Origin of the sequence: Sulfurimonas indica (genome assembly GCF_009192995.1) — a bacterium.
Taxonomy (GTDB): Bacteria; Campylobacterota; Campylobacteria; order Campylobacterales; family Sulfurimonadaceae; genus Sulfurimonas; species Sulfurimonas indica.
In genome coordinates, this window is sequence record NZ_SDID01000002.1 from 165,634 (window position 1) to 186,993 (window position 21,360).

21 protein-coding genes are annotated in these 21,360 nt (G+C 36.8%); 12 read left to right on the forward strand and 9 right to left on the reverse strand.

Annotation, left to right across the window (positions count from 1 at the left end; all coding sequences use genetic code 11):
- Positions 1-47 precede the first annotated feature (47 nt).
- Genes ES948_RS01870 through ES948_RS01905 form a run of 8 tightly spaced genes read right to left on the reverse strand, consistent with a single transcriptional unit; the run spans position 48 to position 8,847 of the window.
- Positions 48-2,066 carry a 6-hydroxymethylpterin diphosphokinase MptE-like protein gene (locus tag ES948_RS01870; protein ID WP_152183228.1) on the reverse strand — a complete coding sequence of 673 codons (2,019 nt, stop codon included), beginning with the start codon at positions 2,064-2,066 and terminating at the stop codon, positions 48-50.
- A complete protein-coding gene (locus tag ES948_RS01875) occupies positions 2,066-2,752 on the reverse strand; it encodes an acylneuraminate cytidylyltransferase family protein (RefSeq protein ID WP_152183229.1) in 687 nt (228 codons plus the stop codon). The genes ES948_RS01870 and ES948_RS01875 overlap by 1 nt, the downstream gene beginning before the upstream one ends.
- Positions 2,752-3,798 carry a nucleotidyltransferase family protein gene (locus tag ES948_RS01880; protein WP_152183230.1) on the reverse strand — a complete coding sequence of 349 codons (1,047 nt, stop codon included), beginning with the start codon at positions 3,796-3,798 and terminating at the stop codon, positions 2,752-2,754. Before ES948_RS01880 ends, ES948_RS01875 begins: the two co-directional genes overlap by 1 nt.
- Positions 3,791-4,957 carry a UDP-N-acetylglucosamine 2-epimerase gene (gene neuC, locus ES948_RS01885; RefSeq protein WP_152183231.1) on the reverse strand — a complete coding sequence of 389 codons (1,167 nt, stop codon included), beginning with the start codon at positions 4,955-4,957 and terminating at the stop codon, positions 3,791-3,793. Before neuC ends, ES948_RS01880 begins: the two co-directional genes overlap by 8 nt.
- Positions 4,954-5,952 carry an N-acetylneuraminate synthase gene (gene neuB / locus ES948_RS01890; RefSeq protein WP_152183232.1) on the reverse strand — a complete coding sequence of 333 codons (999 nt, stop codon included), beginning with the start codon at positions 5,950-5,952 and terminating at the stop codon, positions 4,954-4,956. The genes neuC and neuB overlap by 4 nt, the downstream gene beginning before the upstream one ends.
- The gene (locus tag ES948_RS01895; protein ID WP_152183233.1) at positions 5,949-6,521 is read right to left on the reverse strand and encodes a NeuD/PglB/VioB family sugar acetyltransferase; all 573 of its coding nucleotides are present in this window, start codon (positions 6,519-6,521) and stop codon (positions 5,949-5,951) included. The genes neuB and ES948_RS01895 overlap by 4 nt, the downstream gene beginning before the upstream one ends.
- Complete coding sequence (locus ES948_RS01900) at positions 6,521-7,660, reverse strand: LegC family aminotransferase (protein WP_152183234.1); 1,140 nt, start codon at positions 7,658-7,660, stop codon at positions 6,521-6,523. The genes ES948_RS01895 and ES948_RS01900 overlap by 1 nt, the downstream gene beginning before the upstream one ends.
- Positions 7,660-8,847: a UDP-N-acetylglucosamine 4,6-dehydratase gene (locus ES948_RS01905; protein ID WP_152183235.1), complete on the reverse strand. Its 1,188-nt coding sequence runs from the start codon at positions 8,845-8,847 to the stop codon at positions 7,660-7,662. The genes ES948_RS01900 and ES948_RS01905 overlap by 1 nt, the downstream gene beginning before the upstream one ends.
- 143 nt (positions 8,848-8,990) lie before the next feature.
- Here ES948_RS01905 and fliD point away from each other — a divergent pair, with 143 nt between their 5' ends.
- From fliD to ES948_RS01920, 3 genes are read left to right on the forward strand one after another with little or no spacing between them, the layout of a single operon-like run.
- Complete coding sequence (fliD, locus tag ES948_RS01910) at positions 8,991-10,361, forward strand: flagellar filament capping protein FliD (RefSeq protein WP_152183236.1); 1,371 nt, start codon at positions 8,991-8,993, stop codon at positions 10,359-10,361.
- Positions 10,362-10,420: 59 nt separating this feature from the next.
- Positions 10,421-10,792, forward strand: a complete 372-nt coding sequence (fliS, locus tag ES948_RS01915) for a flagellar export chaperone FliS (RefSeq protein ID WP_152183261.1) — start codon at positions 10,421-10,423, stop codon at positions 10,790-10,792.
- The gene (locus ES948_RS01920; RefSeq protein WP_152183237.1) at positions 10,782-11,036 is read left to right on the forward strand and encodes a hypothetical protein; all 255 of its coding nucleotides are present in this window, start codon (positions 10,782-10,784) and stop codon (positions 11,034-11,036) included. Before fliS ends, ES948_RS01920 begins: the two co-directional genes overlap by 11 nt.
- Here ES948_RS01920 and ES948_RS01925 read toward each other — a convergent pair.
- A complete protein-coding gene (locus ES948_RS01925; protein WP_152183238.1) occupies positions 11,026-11,724 on the reverse strand; it encodes an SDR family NAD(P)-dependent oxidoreductase in 699 nt (232 codons plus the stop codon). The genes ES948_RS01920 and ES948_RS01925 overlap by 11 nt on opposite strands.
- Before the next feature lie 31 nt (positions 11,725-11,755).
- Here ES948_RS01925 and ES948_RS01930 point away from each other — a divergent pair, with 31 nt between their 5' ends.
- The 9 genes from ES948_RS01930 (at position 11,756) to ES948_RS01970 (ending at position 21,350) form a co-directional block, all read left to right on the forward strand.
- Positions 11,756-12,583 (forward strand): HAD-IIB family hydrolase, encoded by an 828-nt coding sequence (locus tag ES948_RS01930; protein ID WP_152183239.1) that lies wholly within the window; start codon positions 11,756-11,758, stop codon positions 12,581-12,583.
- Positions 12,576-13,838, forward strand: coding sequence for a sugar MFS transporter (locus ES948_RS01935; protein WP_152183240.1), 1,263 nt, complete (start codon positions 12,576-12,578; stop codon positions 13,836-13,838). Before ES948_RS01930 ends, ES948_RS01935 begins: the two co-directional genes overlap by 8 nt.
- Positions 13,839-13,840: 2 nt before the next feature.
- Entirely contained in the window at positions 13,841-14,680 is an 840-nt protein-coding gene (locus tag ES948_RS01940; protein ID WP_152183241.1) for a D-hexose-6-phosphate mutarotase, read from the forward strand.
- 1 nt (position 14,681) lies between these two features.
- Entirely contained in the window at positions 14,682-15,386 is a 705-nt protein-coding gene (locus ES948_RS01945) for an SIR2 family NAD-dependent protein deacylase (protein WP_152183242.1), read from the forward strand.
- Positions 15,387-15,442: 56 nt separating this feature from the next.
- Positions 15,443-16,036 carry a TetR/AcrR family transcriptional regulator gene (locus ES948_RS01950; RefSeq protein WP_152183243.1) on the forward strand — a complete coding sequence of 198 codons (594 nt, stop codon included), beginning with the start codon at positions 15,443-15,445 and terminating at the stop codon, positions 16,034-16,036.
- Positions 16,017-16,922 (forward strand): NADH-quinone oxidoreductase subunit B family protein, encoded by a 906-nt coding sequence (locus tag ES948_RS01955; protein ID WP_152183244.1) that lies wholly within the window; start codon positions 16,017-16,019, stop codon positions 16,920-16,922. The genes ES948_RS01950 and ES948_RS01955 overlap by 20 nt, the downstream gene beginning before the upstream one ends.
- On the forward strand, positions 16,900-18,201 hold the full coding sequence (locus ES948_RS01960; protein WP_152183245.1) for a nickel-dependent hydrogenase large subunit: 1,302 nt from the start codon (positions 16,900-16,902) through the stop codon (positions 18,199-18,201). Before ES948_RS01955 ends, ES948_RS01960 begins: the two co-directional genes overlap by 23 nt.
- Before the next feature lie 135 nt (positions 18,202-18,336).
- A complete protein-coding gene (locus ES948_RS01965; protein ID WP_152183262.1) occupies positions 18,337-19,572 on the forward strand; it encodes a hydrogenase small subunit in 1,236 nt (411 codons plus the stop codon).
- Positions 19,572-21,350, forward strand: a complete 1,779-nt coding sequence (locus ES948_RS01970) for a nickel-dependent hydrogenase large subunit (protein ID WP_152183246.1) — start codon at positions 19,572-19,574, stop codon at positions 21,348-21,350. The genes ES948_RS01965 and ES948_RS01970 overlap by 1 nt, the downstream gene beginning before the upstream one ends.
- Positions 21,351-21,360: the final 10 nt, after the last annotated feature.

Genomic DNA, 21,360 nt, shown 5'->3' on the forward strand with positions numbered 1-21,360 from the left:
CTTCAGTAGTAAAGTGTAACATTTCTTTAAAACTAAGCCTTTTTGGCTTAGTTTTTTTCTATCTCTTTTAAAAAATCTTCCAAATACTCTTTATAATATGTTATCAATCTAGTCAGTTGCGTAGTTAGCAGCTTACTAAGTTTTTTGATATGTTTTTTTGGATTATCAATCTCTTTTGTATTGATAAAATCAAAGATGTATCCGCTGACCATCTGTATGTAAAGACTAATGACTTTATCTGTATCCCCTACTTCATCTCTTCCATCTTCAGCTAAGATATCCATAAACAAGCCAAGAAGCTCATAATGAAATTTATCAAGAGAGCTAAAGTTTTTCTTTTGGAAAGAGTCAAGAAGATTTAAAATATTTGTAGCATGCTCAACTCTTTGTTGAATGATTTTTATCTCATCATTTGATAAACCAATAGAAGAGAACTTCTTAAAAGCCTCCTGAAGCGATAAATCTGGTTTTTTTAGTGTATATTGAAGTTTAATATCTTCCATTTTTTTTGGACTTGCTTTGTAAATAGCAGCACCATTAGAGAGATTATATGTTTTTTGCTCATCTGATTGCAGTCTACTCAAAATTCCACGAAGTTCTGCTAAAGAAGCGATAAAGTGTGGTGTTGTTGGTACTTCATCTTGGAAGTTTCCTTCGGTGGTTAGTACTGTGTCATGATAGTTGATATTTTCTTCTAAGTCAAGCACATGGTCAATATCAAGCTTTTTACTGTGAATATGTTCAGATAGATGTGTTTGCCCTGTGTCGGCATCAAGCGCCATATCAAGTCCAAGAGCATAGAACTCTTGAGCTTGGAATTTTACGGCAAGTGCATAGCTCATAATGCCAACATTGGAAGCTGTAAGTTGGCCATACCCTTTTTTTATAGTAGCTGCTGCTTGAAAAATATAGACATTCTCTTTTTCAAAAGCTTGCGCAAATTCTGGATAGGTAAAAGAGGCAAACAAAGCAATGGCGTCATTGAAAAAATCAATATTTTTAACATTTTCAAGGTGTTTCATACTCGCTTGAAATCCGTCAACATGAATGAGAATATCCGGTTTTACATTGTGTTTTTCTAAAAGACCCATAGTGGCACTAACGGCAATGATAGTAAAGTTATTTTGATGTTTTTCTACCCATTCTATGTTGTTTTGAAGTGATGGTCCTGCAGCGAGTAAAAGAACAGGATGTTTCTGTAAAAGAGCCATTTGGGAGAGAGCTTCAATATTTACATATTTATATCCATCTTTAATATAATCAAGTGGACGTAAATATATCTGCATAACAGCTGAGTGCGGAAACTTGAGATAATCTTGTGAGATGATCACACTATGGATAATTTTGAGCTTATCAGTAGAATGACTTAATAGTTGAAAATATTTTAGGTAATGGTTATAGATAGGCATTTCTCTTAAAAAGGCCTGGATTTTATAGCGAAAGATATCATTATCGTCAAAGATAGAGAAGATGAGTGTCGCACCATTGTTTGTCAACGCCTTATAATCTGTTACAAACAAAGAGAGATAAAAAAGTTCCAAGTCATCTTCTACGATAAAATATGTGTAAGCATTGATTTTCTCATGTACTTTCGTAAGATGGAGACCAAGCCCTACTCCCATAAAAATAAACTTATAGAGTTTTTTCATCGTTGTATCTTTGTTCGCAAACTGATTTGTATAGTTTACAATAGGTGCAATTGTGACAATTGCAGATTCCAAAGGGTTCATTTTTTCATATTTTTGAAGCATTTCTTCGCTAAAGGAAAGATCTCTAAAAGTTTCAAACAGGTTGTCTTTCTTGGAAAAATCAATATGCTCTTTCACCATCTGCGCATGCTTATTGCTATCCATATTATAGAGCCACTTTCCACTCTCAATCTCTACTACATCAAAGTAACCTTCTTCTTTATATTCGAGCTCATATCTTGGTGTGTAGTATTGATTTTGCAGTGCATTTTCAAAGGCTGTAAGTTGATTATAAAGACCTTGATATTCTGCTTGGAAGTAAAGCATATTATTTTTATAGGTGTTTTGCGCTTGGGTTTCGATTGAGGAGTTATCCATTACTTTCCTTGAATTAAAAATGTAGCAAAATCAAAATCGAGTTGTGTATCTATATCTACTGACTCTTTTTGGGGCATAATATAAGCATAAATATTTTTTTCTAAAAAAAATGTATCTTGTGTTAAGAGTAGCTCTGTTTTTGCTATATAAATTGCACCATTGAGTCTATAGTACTGTTTGAGTTCTTGACTACGTAAATTTAGCAATTTTTGGTCCAAAAATCCTGACATACTGTTGTTTTCTCCAAGAGTATTACTCCATAATGGAGAGTGCTCGACCTCACAAACAGATATGACAGCATCAGCCTCTTGTTGAACTAATAATTCAATCGCTTCATCTATATGTTTTTTCTCACGTAAGGGACTTGTCGGTTGTAGAAGTACAACATAGTCATAACTGGAAAATATATTCAGGGTATGTTTGATAACATCTATGCTGCTAGCTGTATCATTGGCTAGTCTATCAGGCCTTTTAATAACTTGCAGAGCATTTTGTTTTGCTATTGAGAGTATCTCATTATCATCGCTTGAGACAACTACTTCATCAAGATACCTACTCTTTTTAGCAGCCTCAATGCTCCATGTAATCAAGGGTTTCCCTGCTAATGGTAAGATATTTTTACGAGGAAGGCGTTTGCTACCACCTCGAGCAGGAATAACAGCTAAAAAAGTTTTACCATCAAGCATTAAAAGATCTCTCCATATTCATTTTGAGCCTGTTCAAAGTCACTCATGCGTCCAATATCGAGCCAGTACTCATGAATAGGAAAAGAGATAGATTTGAGCTTATCTTGAATGATATCATTAAAGAGTGTTGGCATATCATAAAACTCATTTTTTGGAATATATTCAAAAACCTGTGGAGAGAGTACATAGATACCGGCATTGACAAAAAACTTGTGTACAGGTTTCTCTTTGATGGAGATGATCTTACTTCCGTCTGTTTCAATGACACCATAAGGTACTTGATAATCATATTCTCGAACACACATTGTTGCTACTGAGTGCTCCATCATATGAAAGTCAAGTAGATGCTCGAAGTTGACATTTGTAAGCAGATCAGCATTCATCACAAAAAATGGTTCTTGTGGTCTCTCTTGCATAAGTGAAAGTGCCCCTGCTGTACCTAAGCGTTTTGATTCCTCGATATATTCAATATTTACGCCAAGACTTGCACCATCACCAAAATACTCTTTTATCATTTCTGCTTTATAGTTGACACTGATAGTAATATTTACAAATCCATACTTTGCAAAATTTTCTATAATGGTCTCTAAAATAGGTTTGTTTCCAACCTTTAATAGTGGTTTTGGTACATCCTGCGTGAGGGGATGGAGTCTTGTACCGAGGCCTCCTGCCATTAGGATGACACGATTGCTTTTTGCATTTGTTTTTAAGAGGTTTGAGAGCTCTTCTATCTTGACAAGTCTTCCTTCATCATCAACGATGGGAATTTGATAGATTTGTTTACGAATGGCTTTTTGGACAATGAGCTCTTTTGAGTCATTGATATTTGCCAAAGTTGGCTCTTTAAAGTAAAGTCCTTCTATGCTAGAGTCAAGAGTAAGACCATTTAAGAGTCCACGACGGATATCGCCATCGGTCAGTGTTCCTACAACTTTTTCATCTTCATCAAGTACGATGGCAATACGCATAGCACCTTTGTCTATTACCTCCAAAGCCTCTTTAATGCTAGAGTTTTTTCTTAGTAAGATATTTGTATAATTATTCATTACAGTCCTTTATGGTATGAAATTTTTTGATTAAAAGATCTTGCAGGGAAACACTTTTTAAAACCTCTATAATTTGCTGTGATGTCTCATGGGAAGATTCATAGGGATTTATGTTGTGTTGCAGTTTTTCTTGCAGAGTTGGTGTATATATCTGTGCTATTGCTTTTTGAATACTTTGTTTATCAATAGAAACATTGATAACAGATACTGCCTGGAGTCGTCCCTCTTGACGCTTACCAATATTGATAGTTGGTTTTTGAAAACTAGGTACTTCCAAAATACCACTTGAGCTGTTTCCTATAACTCCGTCAACATATTGTATGGCACTAAAATATCGAAGTTGCCCGAGTGATGTGAAAACAATAGCATTGGTATGTTCACTGATAAATGTATCTATCATAGAGTTGATGATAGTACCTCCTGTGTCGGCATTTGCTTTGGTGAAAATAAGGAGTGTATCATCAAGGTCTTCAAGTGCATCTAGAAGCTCTTGAAACTGTTCTTTTGGAGAGAGCGCAGCGAGTGTTTCTGGATGGTAGGTTATAAGTAGATTTTTTTCTTTGAGTTTTATACCTATGGACTCTTCAAATTCTTCTCTGTTTAGAAGTTTGAGTTTTTTAATATTTTCAATACCAAGTGCCCCGATATTGTGTACTCTCCAAGGTTCTTCACCCATTTGTAAGACTCTTTTTTTATACTCCTGTGTCGCAGTAAAGTGAAGATGTGACAGTTTTGTAATTGCGTGACGAAGAGCATCGTCCATTGCTCCTTGTGTTACTTCCCCTCCATGAATATGTGCTATTGGAATGTGCAGTATTGTAGCTGTTGCAGCGACACTAAGCATCTCATATCTATCTCCTAAGATAACAACTATATCAGATTTTAGTTCTGTAAGTGTTTGTGTAAGCTCTGTTTGCAGTTTGGCCATTGCCAAAGAGTTACTTTGTGGTCTGTTTTCCTCAAGGGGAAGAGGTATTTTTGCACTGATAGTGAAACACTTTTCTATCTCTTCATAAGTGTTGCCAAAACTTTGAGAGAGATGAGCCCCAGTTACTATGAGTTGTAGTTCTAAATTTGCATCAGCATCAACTTTTTTAATCAGAGGCTTTAGCAATCCATACTCTGCGCGCGTTGCAGTAACGAGGGCTATCTTTCTCATATCATATCATCTTTGGCATAATTTTTTTGTGCGATACTTCCTAGAATCTCATCCCACTTCATAGGGCTGATTCCACTACCGGGGCGTTTGACATCAAGATTGTCTTCGCGGAGAACTTCCCCTTCTTTAATCTCTTTTGCCGCAACGATACTTTTACGTGCTACTGTGATATTTGGTGTTTCACTAGGAGATGGTTTTTTCTCAGAAGAACCAAGTGCTTTTTCGATATTACGGATGGAGTGTACCATTGCTTTGAGCTCATCTGGTTCTAAAGAGGCTTTATGATCAGGACCAGGCAGTGTACGTGAGAGGGTAAAGTGTTTTTCTATTACACTTGCTCCCATTGCAACAGCTGCTATAGGGACCTCGATGCCTAGGGTATGGTCGCTGTAGCCAACGGCTACGTCAAGCTCTTTTTCAATACTGAGCATTGCCCGCAGGTTTACATCTTCCATAGGTGTTGGGTACATTGTATTTGCATGTAATATGGTAATATTTTCTTTTTTTGTTCCGTTGCAAAGAAGAACATGAAAAGCATCTTTTACTTCTTGCATTGTTGCCATTCCTGTTGAGAGGACTACTTTTTTATCAAGCCTAGCAATAGCACGCAAGTAGGGCAGGTTAGTGATTTCACCACTTGGAATTTTAAAAATTTCTAAATCCAAATCATTTAAAAGTTCTATGCTTTCTAAGTCAAAAGGCGTGGAGAGAAACATGATGCTCTTGCTTTGACAATACTCTATAAGCTCTTGATGTACTGCAGTATCGAGTTCAAGTTTTTTAAGCATCTCAAACTGTGAGTCATCCTCTTCTTGCATGTTTTTTTGCTGATAGGCTGCTTTTTTAGCACTTTTGCTGACAAGTTTCTCAGCTTTAAATGTTTGAAACTTTACTGCATTCGCACCGGCATCACTGGCTACATCGATAAGTTGTTTAGCAAGTTCTATACTGCCGTTATGATTTACACCAGCTTCAGCAATGATAAAAACACTCATTTTACAAGACTCCCGGCTTTTATAAATCCTTCCAAAATGATTCCCTGTTTTGTAGTTACACCACTCCCGACAAAGCTATTGGCTTTTACAAGGACATTACCATTAAGTACGGAAGCTGTTGATATATGACAATTATCTTCTACTATAGTGTCATGCTCTAGAAGTGTTTTAGAATTGATGATGCAGTTTTTTCCAACTTCTGCACCTGCATTTACAAGGGCGTGATGCATAACAACTGTCCCTTCACCAATTGTTGCATGTTCTGAACAATAGGCAAGAGGAGAGATGATTGTTGGAATAGTAAAATCAAGGGCTTTGAGCTTTTCAAAAAGTTTGATGCGAACAGAGTTTGACTTTATATGTCCAATAGTGATGAAAGCGTACTTATAACGCTTGCGTAACTCCTCCAAATCATCATCACAGCCGATTAGCGGGTAGTTTAAAACAGCTTGAGATTCTCCTGTAAATTTTTCAATAATACCGGCTATCTTAAAGCGTTTTTCCTGTTCTATGACATCAATGACACTTTTGCAGTGTCCACCACCACCAATAAGTAGAATCTCTTTCATTATAATCTTACTCCACTTGGGATATTTACTATTTTTTCTTGTAACTCTTTAGAATTTTTCAGTCCATCGTTATAGCATTCGTGGAACATAGTAAGTTCACTCAAAAGCTTCCATACTGGACGACTCATAACTCCATGTTTATTGCTAAATTCCAAAAAAACATCTCTCTGTTTTTGATTCTCAAAAGAGATGGCATTGAGCCAATAGTTGCTTTGTGCTTCTTGTGGCTCTTGAATGAATGCTATATCGTCAAAATTTTCAAAAAACTTTTTATACTCTTCTGCCAAGGCTCTTTTATCAGCTAAAAATCTCTCAAGCTGTTCCATCTGGGCGACAAGAAGTGCTGCATTGATATTTGGCATACGGTAGTTAAAGCCTATCTCATCGTGTATGTATTCCCATTGATGAGGTACCTTTGCTGTTGTCGTGATATGTTTTAAATGTTTTGCCAATGCTTCATCATCTGTTACAATCACACCGCCTCCGCCTGAAGTGATGATTTTATTACCGTTAAAACTAAAAACACCCATTTTCCCAAAGGTCCCCGTATGTTTGTTTTTATAAAAACTTCCCAGGCTTTCAGCACTGTCTTCAATCAGTGTGATACGCCATGCTTTACACAGAGAGGCTATAGTATCAATTTCGCAAGGGTGTCCAAATGTATGCATCGGTACACAGGCTTTAATTGTTTTGCCACTTTTTTTGTTTTTGCACTGACCATTTTGGATAACACAATATTCTTCTAAAAAAGTTTGCAGTGCTTTGACACTCAAGCCTAAAGTAGTTTTATCTACATCTAAAAAAACAGGCTCTGCACCGCAGTAACTGATAGCGTTACTTGTTGCTATAAAACTCAAAGCCTGCGTGAGGACTTCATCTCCCTGCGTTACTCCTGCAAGCTTTAAAGCTGCATGGAGGGCAGATGTGCCATTAACACAGGCAATAGCATATTTACTGCCAACATAATCGGCAAACTCCTCTTCAAAACGTGTGACAAATTTGCCGACAGAAGAGACAAAAGTAGAGTCTATACATTCATTGAGGTATCTCTTTTCATTACCTAAAAAACGAGGTTCATGGAGAGGGATAAATGCTTCTGTGTTATAGAGTTTATGAATAAAGTCAGTAATTTCTTGCATTACATCTTTCCGTCCAAATATTTTTTCTTATCTTCATATTCAAAATTTGGTAGAAGTTTGAAAAACTCTGCAACGATTGCTTCTTTGCTCCACGTGTGTTGTGTTTGCATTTTTTCAAGTTCACTTTCAAAATCTTGAAGTTTTTCTGCATCAAAATCAAGCTCATTTTTGATAATACCAAGATTGTTAAATCGTTCCATATCAAGAGTCTCATTGTCAGTAAAGAACTCTTCAAAATCCTTTTCGCCTGTTGTATCACTTTTTGTAAAAAGACAGGGCCATTTTCCTTTTTGAGGTAATGTTTTTGCAAGCTCTCTGGCTTCATCTTCACTTTTACACAAATAAGGTTCATACCCTTTTTCTTTGAGGTATTTTACAGCGATATCCGAAAAAGATATCAAGTGGAGGGCTTCACTGAGTTTTGGAAAAAAGATATCTCTGTTTTGGCCAAAAAGTGCACTCATCAAGCAAAGTTCACCACTCTCTTTTGGTGTGACAAAATAGCGTTTTACATCGTTTGGTGCGACAATAGGTTGTTTTTTTTCAAGCCGCATATTAAAGCTGTGAAGCAAGGAACCATCACTAAAAGCGACATTGGCAAAACGAGCCATAGAAACTTCGATATCAAGCGAGTTTCGATGGACAAACATCTCCATTATCCGCTTGCTTGCTCCCATCATATTGACAGGATTTGCTGCCTTGTCTGTTGAGACACAAAAGTATTTTTTTACACCTTTGCCACTTGCTTGCTTGAGAGTTTTGTCAGTATTGAAGATATTGACCTCACACATACGCATCAGCGTGTAAGGGTCTTTTTCACTGCGGACATGTTTGAGTGCCGAGAGATTTAAAATATAGTCATATTTCCCATCATTTTCAAAAAAAGCATCATATATTTGGCTGCCGATATCGAGTGCAAAAGTGGCAAATTCTCCATCGATGTAGCCGTAAGAGCTGCGAACATCTCGAACAAGTTCAGCAAGATTGTTTTCAGCAATATCAACAACATGAAGTTTCTTTGGATTACGAGAAAATATCTCTTTAACAACGGCACTACCAATGCTTCCAGCACCTCCAAGAACTAAAAAGCGGGAATTGCTTACAATGGTGCTGAGCTCTTTGTCATAGAGAGTAATATCATCATTAAAGAGTTCTTTTTCTCTACCGATTAGGTGCAGTATGCTCACAGGAATACCTTTGTTGTATTTGTTTGATTTAGAAAGAATCTAGCAAGTTTAATACCATATTAAATAATTAAATATATCTAGAATTTTGCCGATAATATTGTCATTAAATAATAAAGACAAGGTTTTTATTCAAAGGATTGAAAATGGCAATAAGTTCACTAGGCCTTGGATCAGGTGTTTTAACGCAAGATGTTTTAGATCAATTACGACAAGCAGATGAAGCTGCAAGAATAACACCTATTGATTTAGAAATTGCGGCGGCAAATGATGAAAAAGCTGCATTGAGCGTTCTTGATGCAAAAATGACAAATTTAGTAGATAATATTTATGCTTTAAAATCACCAACACTCTATGATGAGCGAACTGTAGCTGTCGATGGTACATCAGTTGAAATGACAGCGAGTGCAAACAGTGATATTGGTGAATTTACACTTGATGTTACACAGCTTGCTACAAAACAGATAGAAGAGTCAGGTTCTTTTACTGCTTCTACTGACACGATAGCAACAGCTGCAGGAAGTCTGAACCTTAATATTGATGGACAAGATTTTACGATAGACTATACAGATACAACAACTTTAGAGGATTTGAAAAAATCTATCAATGATATTGCCGGTGATAAAGTGAATGCTACTATTGTACAGGTTGCAAGTGGTGATTATCGACTCTTTTTAAGTTCTGTAGATACTGGAACTACACAAGATATTACTATTACAGATAATTCTGGAAATCTTTCAGGTACACAATTGACAAATGATTTAACAGCTGTCCAGACAGGTGTTGATGCTCAGTTTACCTATAATGGACAGGCAATTACACGCACTTCTAATAATATAACTGATCTCATTACAGGTTACGATATTACACTTAAAAGTTTAGGAACTTCTACTGTGAAAGTCGAGCAAAACCGTGATGCTATCATGGAAAAAATCGATAATTTTGTCACAAAATATAATGATGCGATGAAAGAGTTAGAGTCACTCACAAAAAACAGTACAGATGCCCAAGAGAGAGGGATTTTTGCCTCAGACAGTACAATCAGAGGTCTGCAAAGAGCATTGAGAATGGCTATGGATGAGATAGGTGGTGGAGTTGCTACTATTTATGACTATGGATTTGATATTGCAAAAGATGGTACGTTAAGTATTGATAAGGATGTTTTAAATCAAAAACTTGATGAGAACGCAGCCAATGTAGAGGTGTTTTTTACCGGTGGTAATTTTGACAATGGAGATGGTACGACAACAGCTATTGATGGAGCATTTGCGGAGCTCTATACACAAGTAGATGCCTATACTGGTTTTAATAAAACACTTGATAGTTTTCAAACAGATTTAAATGACAGAATCTCTACACTTGAAGAGCGTAGACTGGATGCAATCGAGAGATTGGATAACAGATATGAAACCTTGGTAAAACAGTGGGGTGCGTATGATGCACTGATTGCTCGTTTGAATAACTCTGCTAATGCATTTATCCAAATGGTAAATACACAAAATACGCAAGATAATTAAGGTTTTCGAGGAAAAGGCCGATGTAATTGGCATCGAGAAAAGATAAAAAAGGATTTAAGATGTATGCTAATGTTGCACATAATATTTATAATGAAAATCATGTTTCAGTTGAGTCTCCGGCAAAGTTAATTGAGATGTTATATGAGGGTGTTTTACGGTTTAATGCTCAAGCAAAAAAAGCGATAAAAGATAAAGATATTGAAAAGAAAGTTTATTGGTTAAATCGCTCGATCGCTATTGTGAATGAATTACGTTCTATTCTTGACTTTAAAGGTGGTGATATTGCTCTTTATTTAGATGGTTTGTATGAATACCAACTTGAGTTGCTCTTTGATGCAATGTTAGAAGATGAAAGTAAAAAACTAGATGAGTGTACAAATGTTTTTAAAGGCTTATTAGAAGCGTGGCGAGAGACAACAAATGTGGCTTAATCAACTCAAAGTTGCTATTGCAACAGAAGATTTTTCCCTATTAGAGAGTTTATTAGTAGATCTTCCCCACTTGAGTGATACAAAAGAGATAGAGAGCGCATTAATTCTTTTTGCTCAAGCAAAAGAGTTACTTGAAGCTAAAAAAGATGAAACAAAAGCCTCTATGCAACAGATCAAAAAAAATATAAACTTTTTAAAGTCGGGTGTTGCCGACGCTCCTGCAAAGTTTGACATTAGCTCTTAGGTTTTTTCTTTATTCCAAACTGCAAACTTCTTATCGTATATTCACTTACAACTGCGCCTTTTCGCATAGTGAGGATATGTTCCACTGCATCGGCGATATCACTCGCAAGTAGTTTTTCATTCTCCTCTTCACTGACATTAAAACGTAGCTCGTCATAAAAGTTTGATTCTGTCATATCTGGATTGATGTTTGTGATGCTCAGTTCACTTTTTCTTGTCTCTTCAAAGAGCGCATCTCCAAAGGCTTTCAGACCTGCTTTTGTTGCAGAGTAAAGTGCTGCAAACTTACTTGCACGTAAGGCTTCTATAGAATTGATATTGATAAGGTACCCGCCACTTTTTTTTAAAGATCGTAGAGTGGCATGTGTGAGCAGCATAGGAGCTGTAAGGTTAAGATGGGTCATCTGTTCTATGATTTTTGAGCTCTGTTCTTCATGTGGTTCAAATCTTCCAAAACCTGCAGCATTGATCAGTATATGAGTATCCTCTTTTTGTAAAATATTGCAGAGCTCTTGCGTTGCGTGAGGTTGGCTTAAGTCTGCTTGTACTGCCTGAAAGTTTTGATGAGAAAATGCTTCATAGGTGATTGTACGACTGATACCGATTACAGAGTACCCCATTGTAAGGAGTCTCTGTGTGATAGCTTTGCCAATCCCACTGCTTGCTCCCGTAACGACTGCTTTTTGCAATTTTTGCTCCTCTTTTTGCTATACTACATTCATGAAAAATATTTATATAACTGATTTAGACCATACATTTTTGCGTTCTGATTTGTCTGTAAGTGATTATACTAAAAAAATTTGGAACTCTTATGAAAATGATGCCATTTTAGGCATTGCAACTGCAAGGACCTACAAAAAAACAGCACAGTTTTTAGAGGGCATTTCTGTAAGTGCTCCGATGATACTGCTTGATGGTGCACTCATTGCAACGATGGATAAAAAGATCATCGATACGAAGTTTGTAGACAAAGAAACAGGTGATGCTATCATAGATGAGGGGGTAAAACTTGGTATTTACCCCTTTGTTCTTTCACTTGTAGATAATGAACTCAATGAGGCATTTTCCTACTCTACAATACTCAATGGCTATCAGAGTGAGATCATTAAACGTTACTCAAATGATAACCATACACATGAGTTTAAAAGCTTAAGAGCAATGGAGAATAACTTTAAAATCATCTATATGGCAGATGAGGATATTTTAATAGAGTTAGAGAAAAATATCAAAGCTCTTTTTGGGGAGGAGCTCAAGTATATTTTAGCTCCTGAAGCCTATATGGGGTGTCATTTTTTGACGATTTTACATAAAGATGCTGATAAGGCCCATGGCATACAAAGTGTCAGTGAAGCAGCCGGATTTGATCTAAACAAATTGACCGTATTTGGAGATAACTACAATGACATAGGCATGTTTGAACTGGCAAACAGTGCTGTAGCTGTCGCAAATGCACAAGAGGGTGTCAAAGAAAAAGCAGATATCGTTCTGCCGCATACCAATGATGAAGACGGAGTGGCACGCTACTTGGAGGCACTTAAAAATGGCTAGAAAATCAACACTTATACCGATGCTCGTCATTGGAACGCTCTTTTTTATCTTTGGCTTTGTAACATGGCTCAATGGTTCACTTATTCCCTTTTTAAAAGTTATCTGTACACTCAATGAGTTTGAGGCACTTTTTGTGACCTTTGCTTTTTATATCGCCTATACCGTTATGGCACTGCCTATGGCATTTGTCTTAGAGAAGACAGGATATAAAAAGGGAATGGCACTAGGTCTCTTTGTGATGGCTGTTGGAGCACTGCTTTTCATTCCCGCTGCAAAAGCAGCTGCTTTTGGCATATTTTTAACAGCGCTCTTTACACTTGGAACGGGACTGACAATCCTTCAAACGGCATCGAACCCTTACATCGTGTTAGTCGGTCCCATTGAGTCTGCTGCAATGCGTATAAGCATTATGGGACTTATCAACAAAGGTGCAGGGGTTTTAGCTCCCATCGTCTTTACGGCTTTGATTTTTACAGATATGCAAATAGGTACAGACTTAAGCGGTATGGATAGAGTAGCATTGGCCGGACAGTTGGTAAAACCTTATATTGTTATGGCTGTTATGCTAACTGTTTTGGCCCTGTTTGTTCTCTTTTCCTCACTCCCTGAGATAGAGTTTGTGGAAGATATATATGATGATGAAAATATCTTTGGTTTTCCTCGTGTTGTCTTAGGTGCTGTTGCACTCTTTTTTTATGTCGGTATCGAAGTGATTTCCGGAGATACCATAGGTCTCTATGCACAGAGTATAGGGATGCAAAATGTAACTGCACTTACTTCTTATACAATGGCATTTATGGTTCTGGGATATCTCATTGGGGTCCTTTTCATCCCAAAATATCTCTCCCAGGAAAAGGCACTGACATATTCAGCGCTTAGTGGTATCATTTTACTTTTTGGAGTAGTGTTTTCCTCAACAACCGATATAACGATATCTTCTTATCTGTGGGGATGGAGTGGTATTATGTTGTTACCAAATTCTTTGGTATTTGTAGCCCTTTTAGGACTTGCAAATGCTCTTGTTTGGCCGACTATCTGGCCTTTGGCATTAGAAGATCTGGGGAAACATACCGCTAAAGGGAGTGCATTGCTCATTATGTCCATTGCCGGTGGGGCACTGCTTCCACTTGCCTTTGGACGTATCGCACAAACCTTAGGGAATATGCAAGAGGCTTACCTCTTTGGCATACTCTGTTACTTTATTATTCTAATCTATGCATTGAAGTGGCATAAAATGAAAGGCTGGAGAGTTTAGTTATGTATGGGCTATGCTCTTTTGAGAATGGATTTGAATATCTTGATATCTCAAATGCAGCAGCTCACGCAAAGATAACACTGCAGGGTGCGCATATATTTGAGTACTTGGCACAAGGGAGAGAATCTTTATTATGGCTGAGTGATGAGAGCAGTTTTAAAGAAGGTGTAGCTATTCGCGGTGGCATACCGCTTTGTTGGCCACGATTTGGAAACCTTGATAAAACACTTCCTCAGCATGGTTTTGCAAGGGTAATGCTTTTTGAACTTATCTCAGTGGAAGAACCAACTCCAAAGCTCACAGAGGTACATCTGCAGTTAAAAAGCAGTATCCAGAGTCGAGAAGTTTGGGATTATGAATTTGTTTTGGATGTTGTGTTTCGTATCTCTGAAAAACTCACTATCTCTATGACTACACATAACTGTGATAGTAGAGAGTTCCTTCTTACGCAAGCATTTCATAGCTATTTTCAAGTATCTGATATTGCCAATGTAACCATTTGTGGTTTGGAAGGTATCTCTTTTTTAGATACGCTGCGTGAGAAAAGATATGTAGAGAATAAGCCAATAATTATTGAAAGTGAAATTGATAGAGTCTATGAAGGGGCTATAGGTAAGATTTTTCTCTGTGATGGCAAGAGAAGAGTAGAGATTTTGGCAGAGAATTCTGCTTCGGCTATCGTGTGGAATCCATGGATAGAAAAATGTTCACAAATGAGTGGTATGAAAAATGAGGCTTACAAAGAGTTTGTCTGCATAGAGAGTGCCAATGCTTTTGATGATTTTAAAACTCTTCAGGCAGGTCAGAAAGATACGATCACAGTTCACTATCAGGAGGTTTAAAATGGCAAAAGTAGTTATATTTTCAGGTGCAGGAATCAGTGCCGAGAGTGGGATATCAACCTTTCGAGACAGTGGAGGTCTTTGGGATAACTATAAGATAGAAGAGATTTGTTCTGTGGGGTGTTTGGACTGGAACTATGAAGAGACGATTGCCTTTTATGATAAACGACGTGAAGATATTCAAGACAAAGAACCCAATAGAGCACATCATGAGATAGTAAAACTTAAGAAAAAATATCCAAAAGACATTACCATTATCACGCAAAATGTGGATGATATGTTTGAAAGAGCAGGATGTAGAGATCTGTTGCATCTGCATGGTTTCTTGCGTGAGGTACGATGTGAAGCCTGTGGTTTTTTGGATGACATCGGCTATGCAAAGCTGCGTGAGGTCTATGACGCTTGTCCGAGATGTTCACACCTACTGCGACCAAATGTTGTCTTTTTCGGAGAAGCAGCACCAAAATATGCAGATATGTATAAAGAGCTAGATGATTGTGAGATGCTTATAGTCATCGGGACAAGTGGTATTGTCATCAATACAGATGTGTTCATTAGAGGGGGCATTCGCTACTCAATACTTAATAATCTGGAACCAAGCCCAGCCATTGACGATACATTATACTCAAAAGTTTTGTATAAAAAAGCTACAGAAGCGATTGATGAGATAATAGAAGATACTAAGGAGTTCTTGGGGAATATTTAAAATGTTTTTTTGTAAATAATGCTATAATCTACACAATATAAATAAAATGGAATTTTATGGCAAGAGTTACAAAAGAAGAAAGAAAAAATGGAATTATTTCTGCTGCGTTGAAGCTTTTTTCTGAAAAAGGCTTTTATATTACAACTATTCCTGATATTGCTGAAAAAGTTGGTATGAGTGTTGGTAATTTTTATAACTATTTTAAATCTAAAGATATTTTAGCAAAAGAGCTTGTTTTATATATTTCGGAATATCTTGGTAATCAGATTCGTGAGATAAATGATAGAGAGATATCAACAGAGGAAAAAATTTATGAAATAATCTCTATGTATTTTAATATGGCGGATGAGAAGCCTGAAATGATAGAGTATTTTTTACGTGTTTACCTTTCAAATCGTGAAGTGTTTGGTGATGGATGTGAGGGGATGATATGTGTTTCTCCTTTTGTAACTGAAATGATGATGTTTTTTAATGATGGTGTTGCAAATGGAGACTTACATGATCAAGATTTTTTTTCAGCTTTTGGTCTCTTTATGGGCTATCTTGGAGGTATGGTTTTTCTCTTTGGAGAAAAAATATTGCCTGAACCGTTAGAGTGGTATAAAGAGTCTATATCACAAAATATTTACAATGCACTCAAAACAAGATAACAAGCCACGTCTTCTTTGGCTTCAGGGTGTTACATGTAATGGTAATACCCACTCCTTTTTAAATCTTCCCTATCTGCCACTTCTTTTGGATAAGTTTGAAGTGCTTTACTATCCGGCTATGGAAGCATTACATAGTTTTGAAGAGATATCTGCATGTAAGCTCTCATGTGATGTACTCATCTTTGAAGGAGCATATGATCCATTGATGAAACGTAACGGTGTTTTTATGAAAGAGATGCTTGCTCATTATGCAGCTACTGCAAAACATATCGTTGCCGCAGGGACTTGTGCAAGTTTTGGAGGTATGTTTAAAGAAGCAGCTTCGCATAGAAATAGTGGTATTTTATTTAATGAAGAAGAGATGAATGGACCTCTTCTTAAGCATAAAAAACGGATTATTAATCTTTCAGGTTGTCCCATTCACCCTGAATGGATGGGGTATACATTAAGTATGATTGCCAATGATCAAACAGTTATAACTGATGAATTGCATCGTCCTGTAGAATTATATAGTAATTTAGCACATCATGGATGTACACGAAACGAATATTTTGAGTGGAAGGTTGATACTAAAGGTTTTGGTCAGAAAGAGGGATGTTTGTTTTATGAACAAGGCTGTCGTGCTCCTATGACACATGCATCATGTAATAAAATACTTTGGAATGAGGTGAGCTCAAAAACACGAATTGGTACACCCTGTTTTGGATGTACCGAACCCGACTTTCCACGAACAGAACTCTTTCAAACAAAAACCAATATGTCAATACCGGAAGATGTACCATTAGGTGTTCCTAAAAGAAGTTATCTTACAATGGCGGGAATTGCAAAGACCTTTCATATAAAACGTTTAGAAGGAAAGCTAATTGATTACAAGACAACTGATTGAACAGATTGAGGGTGAAGCATCTGTATATTTTGATATAAAAGAGAAAAAAGTTAATTTTGCAACAGTAACTTTCCCACATTTTAGAGGTATGGAGTCGATACTTGAAGGTAAAAATGCCCTTGATTCTTTGGTTATTAGCCCTCGAGTATGTGGTATATGTGGGCATGCGCATTTAATGGCAACTGTACGTGCATTGGAAGATGCTTACAAAAATGCAGGTTGTGAAATTATTCTTTCAGAAAAAGCAGAAAAAATTCGAGAATTTACTCTTATTATGGAAATGATACAAAATCATTTTAAATGGCTTTATATTGTTATTATTCCAGAACTTGCTAAATTGACAAATAGCATCCTAGAAAAAAAACCACTAAAAGGAGCGTATGCAGCCTCTTTAGCAGCAAAAGCCATTGCTATTTTTGGTGGACAATGGCCACATTCGTCTTATATGATTCCAGGTGGAGTAACATGTGATCCTACACAAATAGATATATTACAGGCTCAAAATCATATAGATGAACTTATATCATTTTTTGAAAGAGAGAGTTTAGGTATAGCACTAGATAAGTTTTTATCTTTTGAATCTTGTAAAGATTTTAATAAAGAGATACAATCAGACATTACTTTATTAGAAGAAAGTTTAATTGTTGCTGACATGAATCATAAAGGTTTAGCATATGATAGATTTATAGTTATGGGTGAGCATGATTTTACGCATGTTGCAAAATTAAAACAAACAAGAGCTTTTGGAGTAGATAGCAAGTACGTATCAACAGTAGAAGCTTATTCTCCACAAGAAAATACATATGCTTATAATGCTCTTTATAAAGATGAATATTATGAAACAGGACCACTTGCTAGAATGATGTCTATCTCTCTACCTATTATAAAAAATATGCATAGAAGATATAAAGATAGTGCTTACTCACGAGTTATGGCACGTGTGTTTGAGATAGGATATATGCTTAACTATGCAAAAGAACTGCTTCAAAATATAGATATTTTACAAGAGTCAGTAGTTAATGTAGCAGATATAAAAAAAATCTCAGCATCTGGTCTGGGTATAGTGGAAGCTCCTCGTGGTCCACTACTCCATAATATAGAAATTAAACAGGGTATTATTCAAAACTATAAAATTATTACACCTACACAGTTTAATATTGGGAGTTCTACAATAGAAAAACCAACATCTGTACAAATTGCTATGAAAGGGACAACAAAAGAGGATGCGCTCTTTATCTTTCGTACATTTGATGTTTGTTCCGTCTGTACTACTCATTAATTTTTCTCATTTAGTCCGAAAATAAAATAAGAAATGCTGCTTTTCAGTTTAAAATAAAAAATATAATATCTGTTTAAGTTATATCAGGATAGCATAATGAATGATTATTCATTTAATGTAAAAAAGGAGTTGGCTATGGCAGATAGAATAGAGGGTGTAAAAAAGCTTTTTACATCTAAAAGTGCACGTGTTGAAACAAACAAAGGTGATGCTTACTATGACAAATTGTTTCAAACATGTCAGGCAAGAGTCGAAGAGTTGAAGACACAGCAACCTATAAACAATAGGTTGGATATAGAGGATGTGTTAGAAGCACATGGAATAGAGAGACGTGATTTTTTAAAATGGGCTAGTGCTGTAACAGGTATGCTAATGCTGCCAGCTTCTTTTACTCCTCTTGTAGCAGATGCTGCACTGCTTATGAATAGGGCACCGGTTATCTGGTTAGAACTTCAAGATTGCGCAGGTAACTCTGAGGCATTATTACGCTCTGATGGGCCAAAAATTGATGAAATTGTTTTAGATATTATCTCTTTAGAGTTCCATGAAACACTCCAAGCTGCTTCTGGACATCAAGCAGAGAAACAACTTGAAGATGCAATGGAACACTTTAAAGACAAGTACTTACTATTTGTTGAAGGATCTATTCCTATGGAAATGGATGGTCAATATGGTACTATTGGTGCAAGTGCAGAAACATTTTATGATCATTTAATGCGTGTTAGTAAACATGCTGCTGCAATTGTTGCAGTTGGCTCTTGTGCTACATTTGGTGGTGTGCCTGCAGCTTCTCCAAATCCAACAGGAGCAGTAGGTGTTATGGACGTTATTAAAGGAAAACCTATTATTAATATTCCAGCATGTCCTGCTAACCCAGCAAATATGGTTGGTGTAATCATTCATTATATTTTAACTGGTCAAGTTCCAGAACTAGATTCATTGTTACGTCCTAAATTTGCATTTGGTTATAGAATTCATGATAACTGTGAAAGACGTGCACACTTTGATGCTGGTGAATATGTAGAAGAGTGGGGTGATGAGGGTGCTAAAAACAACTTTTGTCTCTACAAAGTTGGATGTAAAGGTCCTATGACATTTAATAACTGTTCAATCGTTAGATATAACGAAGGTGTTAACTGGCCTATCGGTGTTGGCCGCGGTTGTATCGGTTGTTCTGAACCAGATTTCTGGGATAAATATGCGTATGAGCGCCCAATGGCAGATGCAAATATTAAAGCACCAACAGGCGGTGTTGAAAAAACTGTTGATGAGTTTGGTTTAGGTTTGTTAACAGCAGCAGGTATAGGTATTGGTATTCATGCAGTAGCAAGTGCATTGGCAGGTAAGAAAGAAGATGGAGGAGAGGTATAATGGCAAAAAAACATATTATAGTAGATCCAATTACTAGGATTGAAGGACACTTGAGAATTGAGGCAGTAATTGATGAGAATAATACAATTGTAGATGCTTACTCTTCATCTACAATGTTTAGAGGTATTGAGACTATTCTTCAAGGACGTGACCCACGTGATGCAGGTCTTTTGGCAATGCGTATTTGTGGTGTGTGTACGGGTACACACTATCAACGCTCTATAGAGGCGGTAGAAGATGCTTTTGATATTACTATTCCTAAAAATGCACGTTTAGTTCGTAACTTAATTCAGGGTGCACTCTATATTCATGATCACCTTGTGCACTTTTATCATCTTCATGCTCTTGATTTTGTTGATGTTGTTTCAGCTCTTTCTGCTGATCCAAAGAAAACTGCAGTTGAAGCTGAAAAATGGGCAGGAGTATCTGGTACTTCTCCATATATTTCAGGAGCTCCTGCATTTCAAGAGATTCAAGATAGAGTGGCAAAATTTGTAAAACAGGGTCGTCTTGGAATCTTTGGAAATGGTTACTGGGGTAATAAACATTATAAATTAACACCAGAGCAAAACCTCATTGGTGTTGCACACTATTTAAAAGCTCTTGATATTCAAAGAGATATGGCTAAAATGCAAGCAATTTTTGGTGGTAAAAATCCACACCCACAATCAATTGTAGTTGGTGGTGTTACTTGTGTACAAGATATTCAAAATCCTGCTCGTATAGCACTTTTTAAATCACTTTTAAAAGAGAGTACGAAGTTTATAAAACAGGCATATCTTCCAGATGTTTATATGGCAGGAACTATGTATGCTGATGAGGCAACAGATAGTAGTGCAACATTTACTGAACTTATGAAAGGTAAAGGTGTGGGTGGAACTGGTGGAGGACTTTTAAGTTATATGACTTATGGTGATTTCCGTCTTGATGATACTGGTTTTTATAAATCTGCACTTCTTTTCCCTTCAGGTGTTGTGTATGATGGTGATTTATCTAAGGTTCACGAAGTTGATCCAGATAAAATTGCTGAAGATGTTACACATGCATGGTATGAAGGTGATAAACCATTGCACCCATATGATGGAGAAACGATTCCTAAATATACTGGACTTGACAAGCATGCTGATGGTATGGCTTATTTGAAAACAGATGAAAAGTACTCTTGGATTAAATCTCCGATTTATGATGATAAACGTGTAGAAGTTGGACCACTGGCTCGTATGGTTGTAGGTGTTGCAAAAGGTGATGAGAGAATTACAAAGTATGTAACAAACTTCTTAAAACGTGGAAACTTGCCAACATCTGTACTCTTTAGTACAGTAGGACGTACAGCTGCTCGTGCAATAGAGACAGAGCTTATGGCTGATGTTATGATGGATTGGGTAGATGAATTGGCTGCGAATACTGCGAGTGGTGACTTGAGTACATGGACTGACTTTGACTTTGATAAAGTAAGTGTAAATACAAAAGGTCGTGGTATGGCAGAAGCTCCTCGTGGTGCTTTAGGACACTGGGTTAGAGTTGAAAATGGAAAAATTGCTAACTATCAAGCCGTAGTTCCATCAACATGGAATGCAGCTCCAAGAGATTATAAAGGTCGCTTGGGTGCATATGAAGCATCACTTATCGGTACTAAAGTTGCTGATCCAGAACAACCATTAGAGATTATTCGTACAATCCATAGCTTTGACCCTTGTATTGCTTGTGCAGTGCATGTTGTTGATACAAAAGGTAAAGAACTTGGTGTCTATAAAATAGATACCGGGTGTAGTATTTAAGGGAGTAATT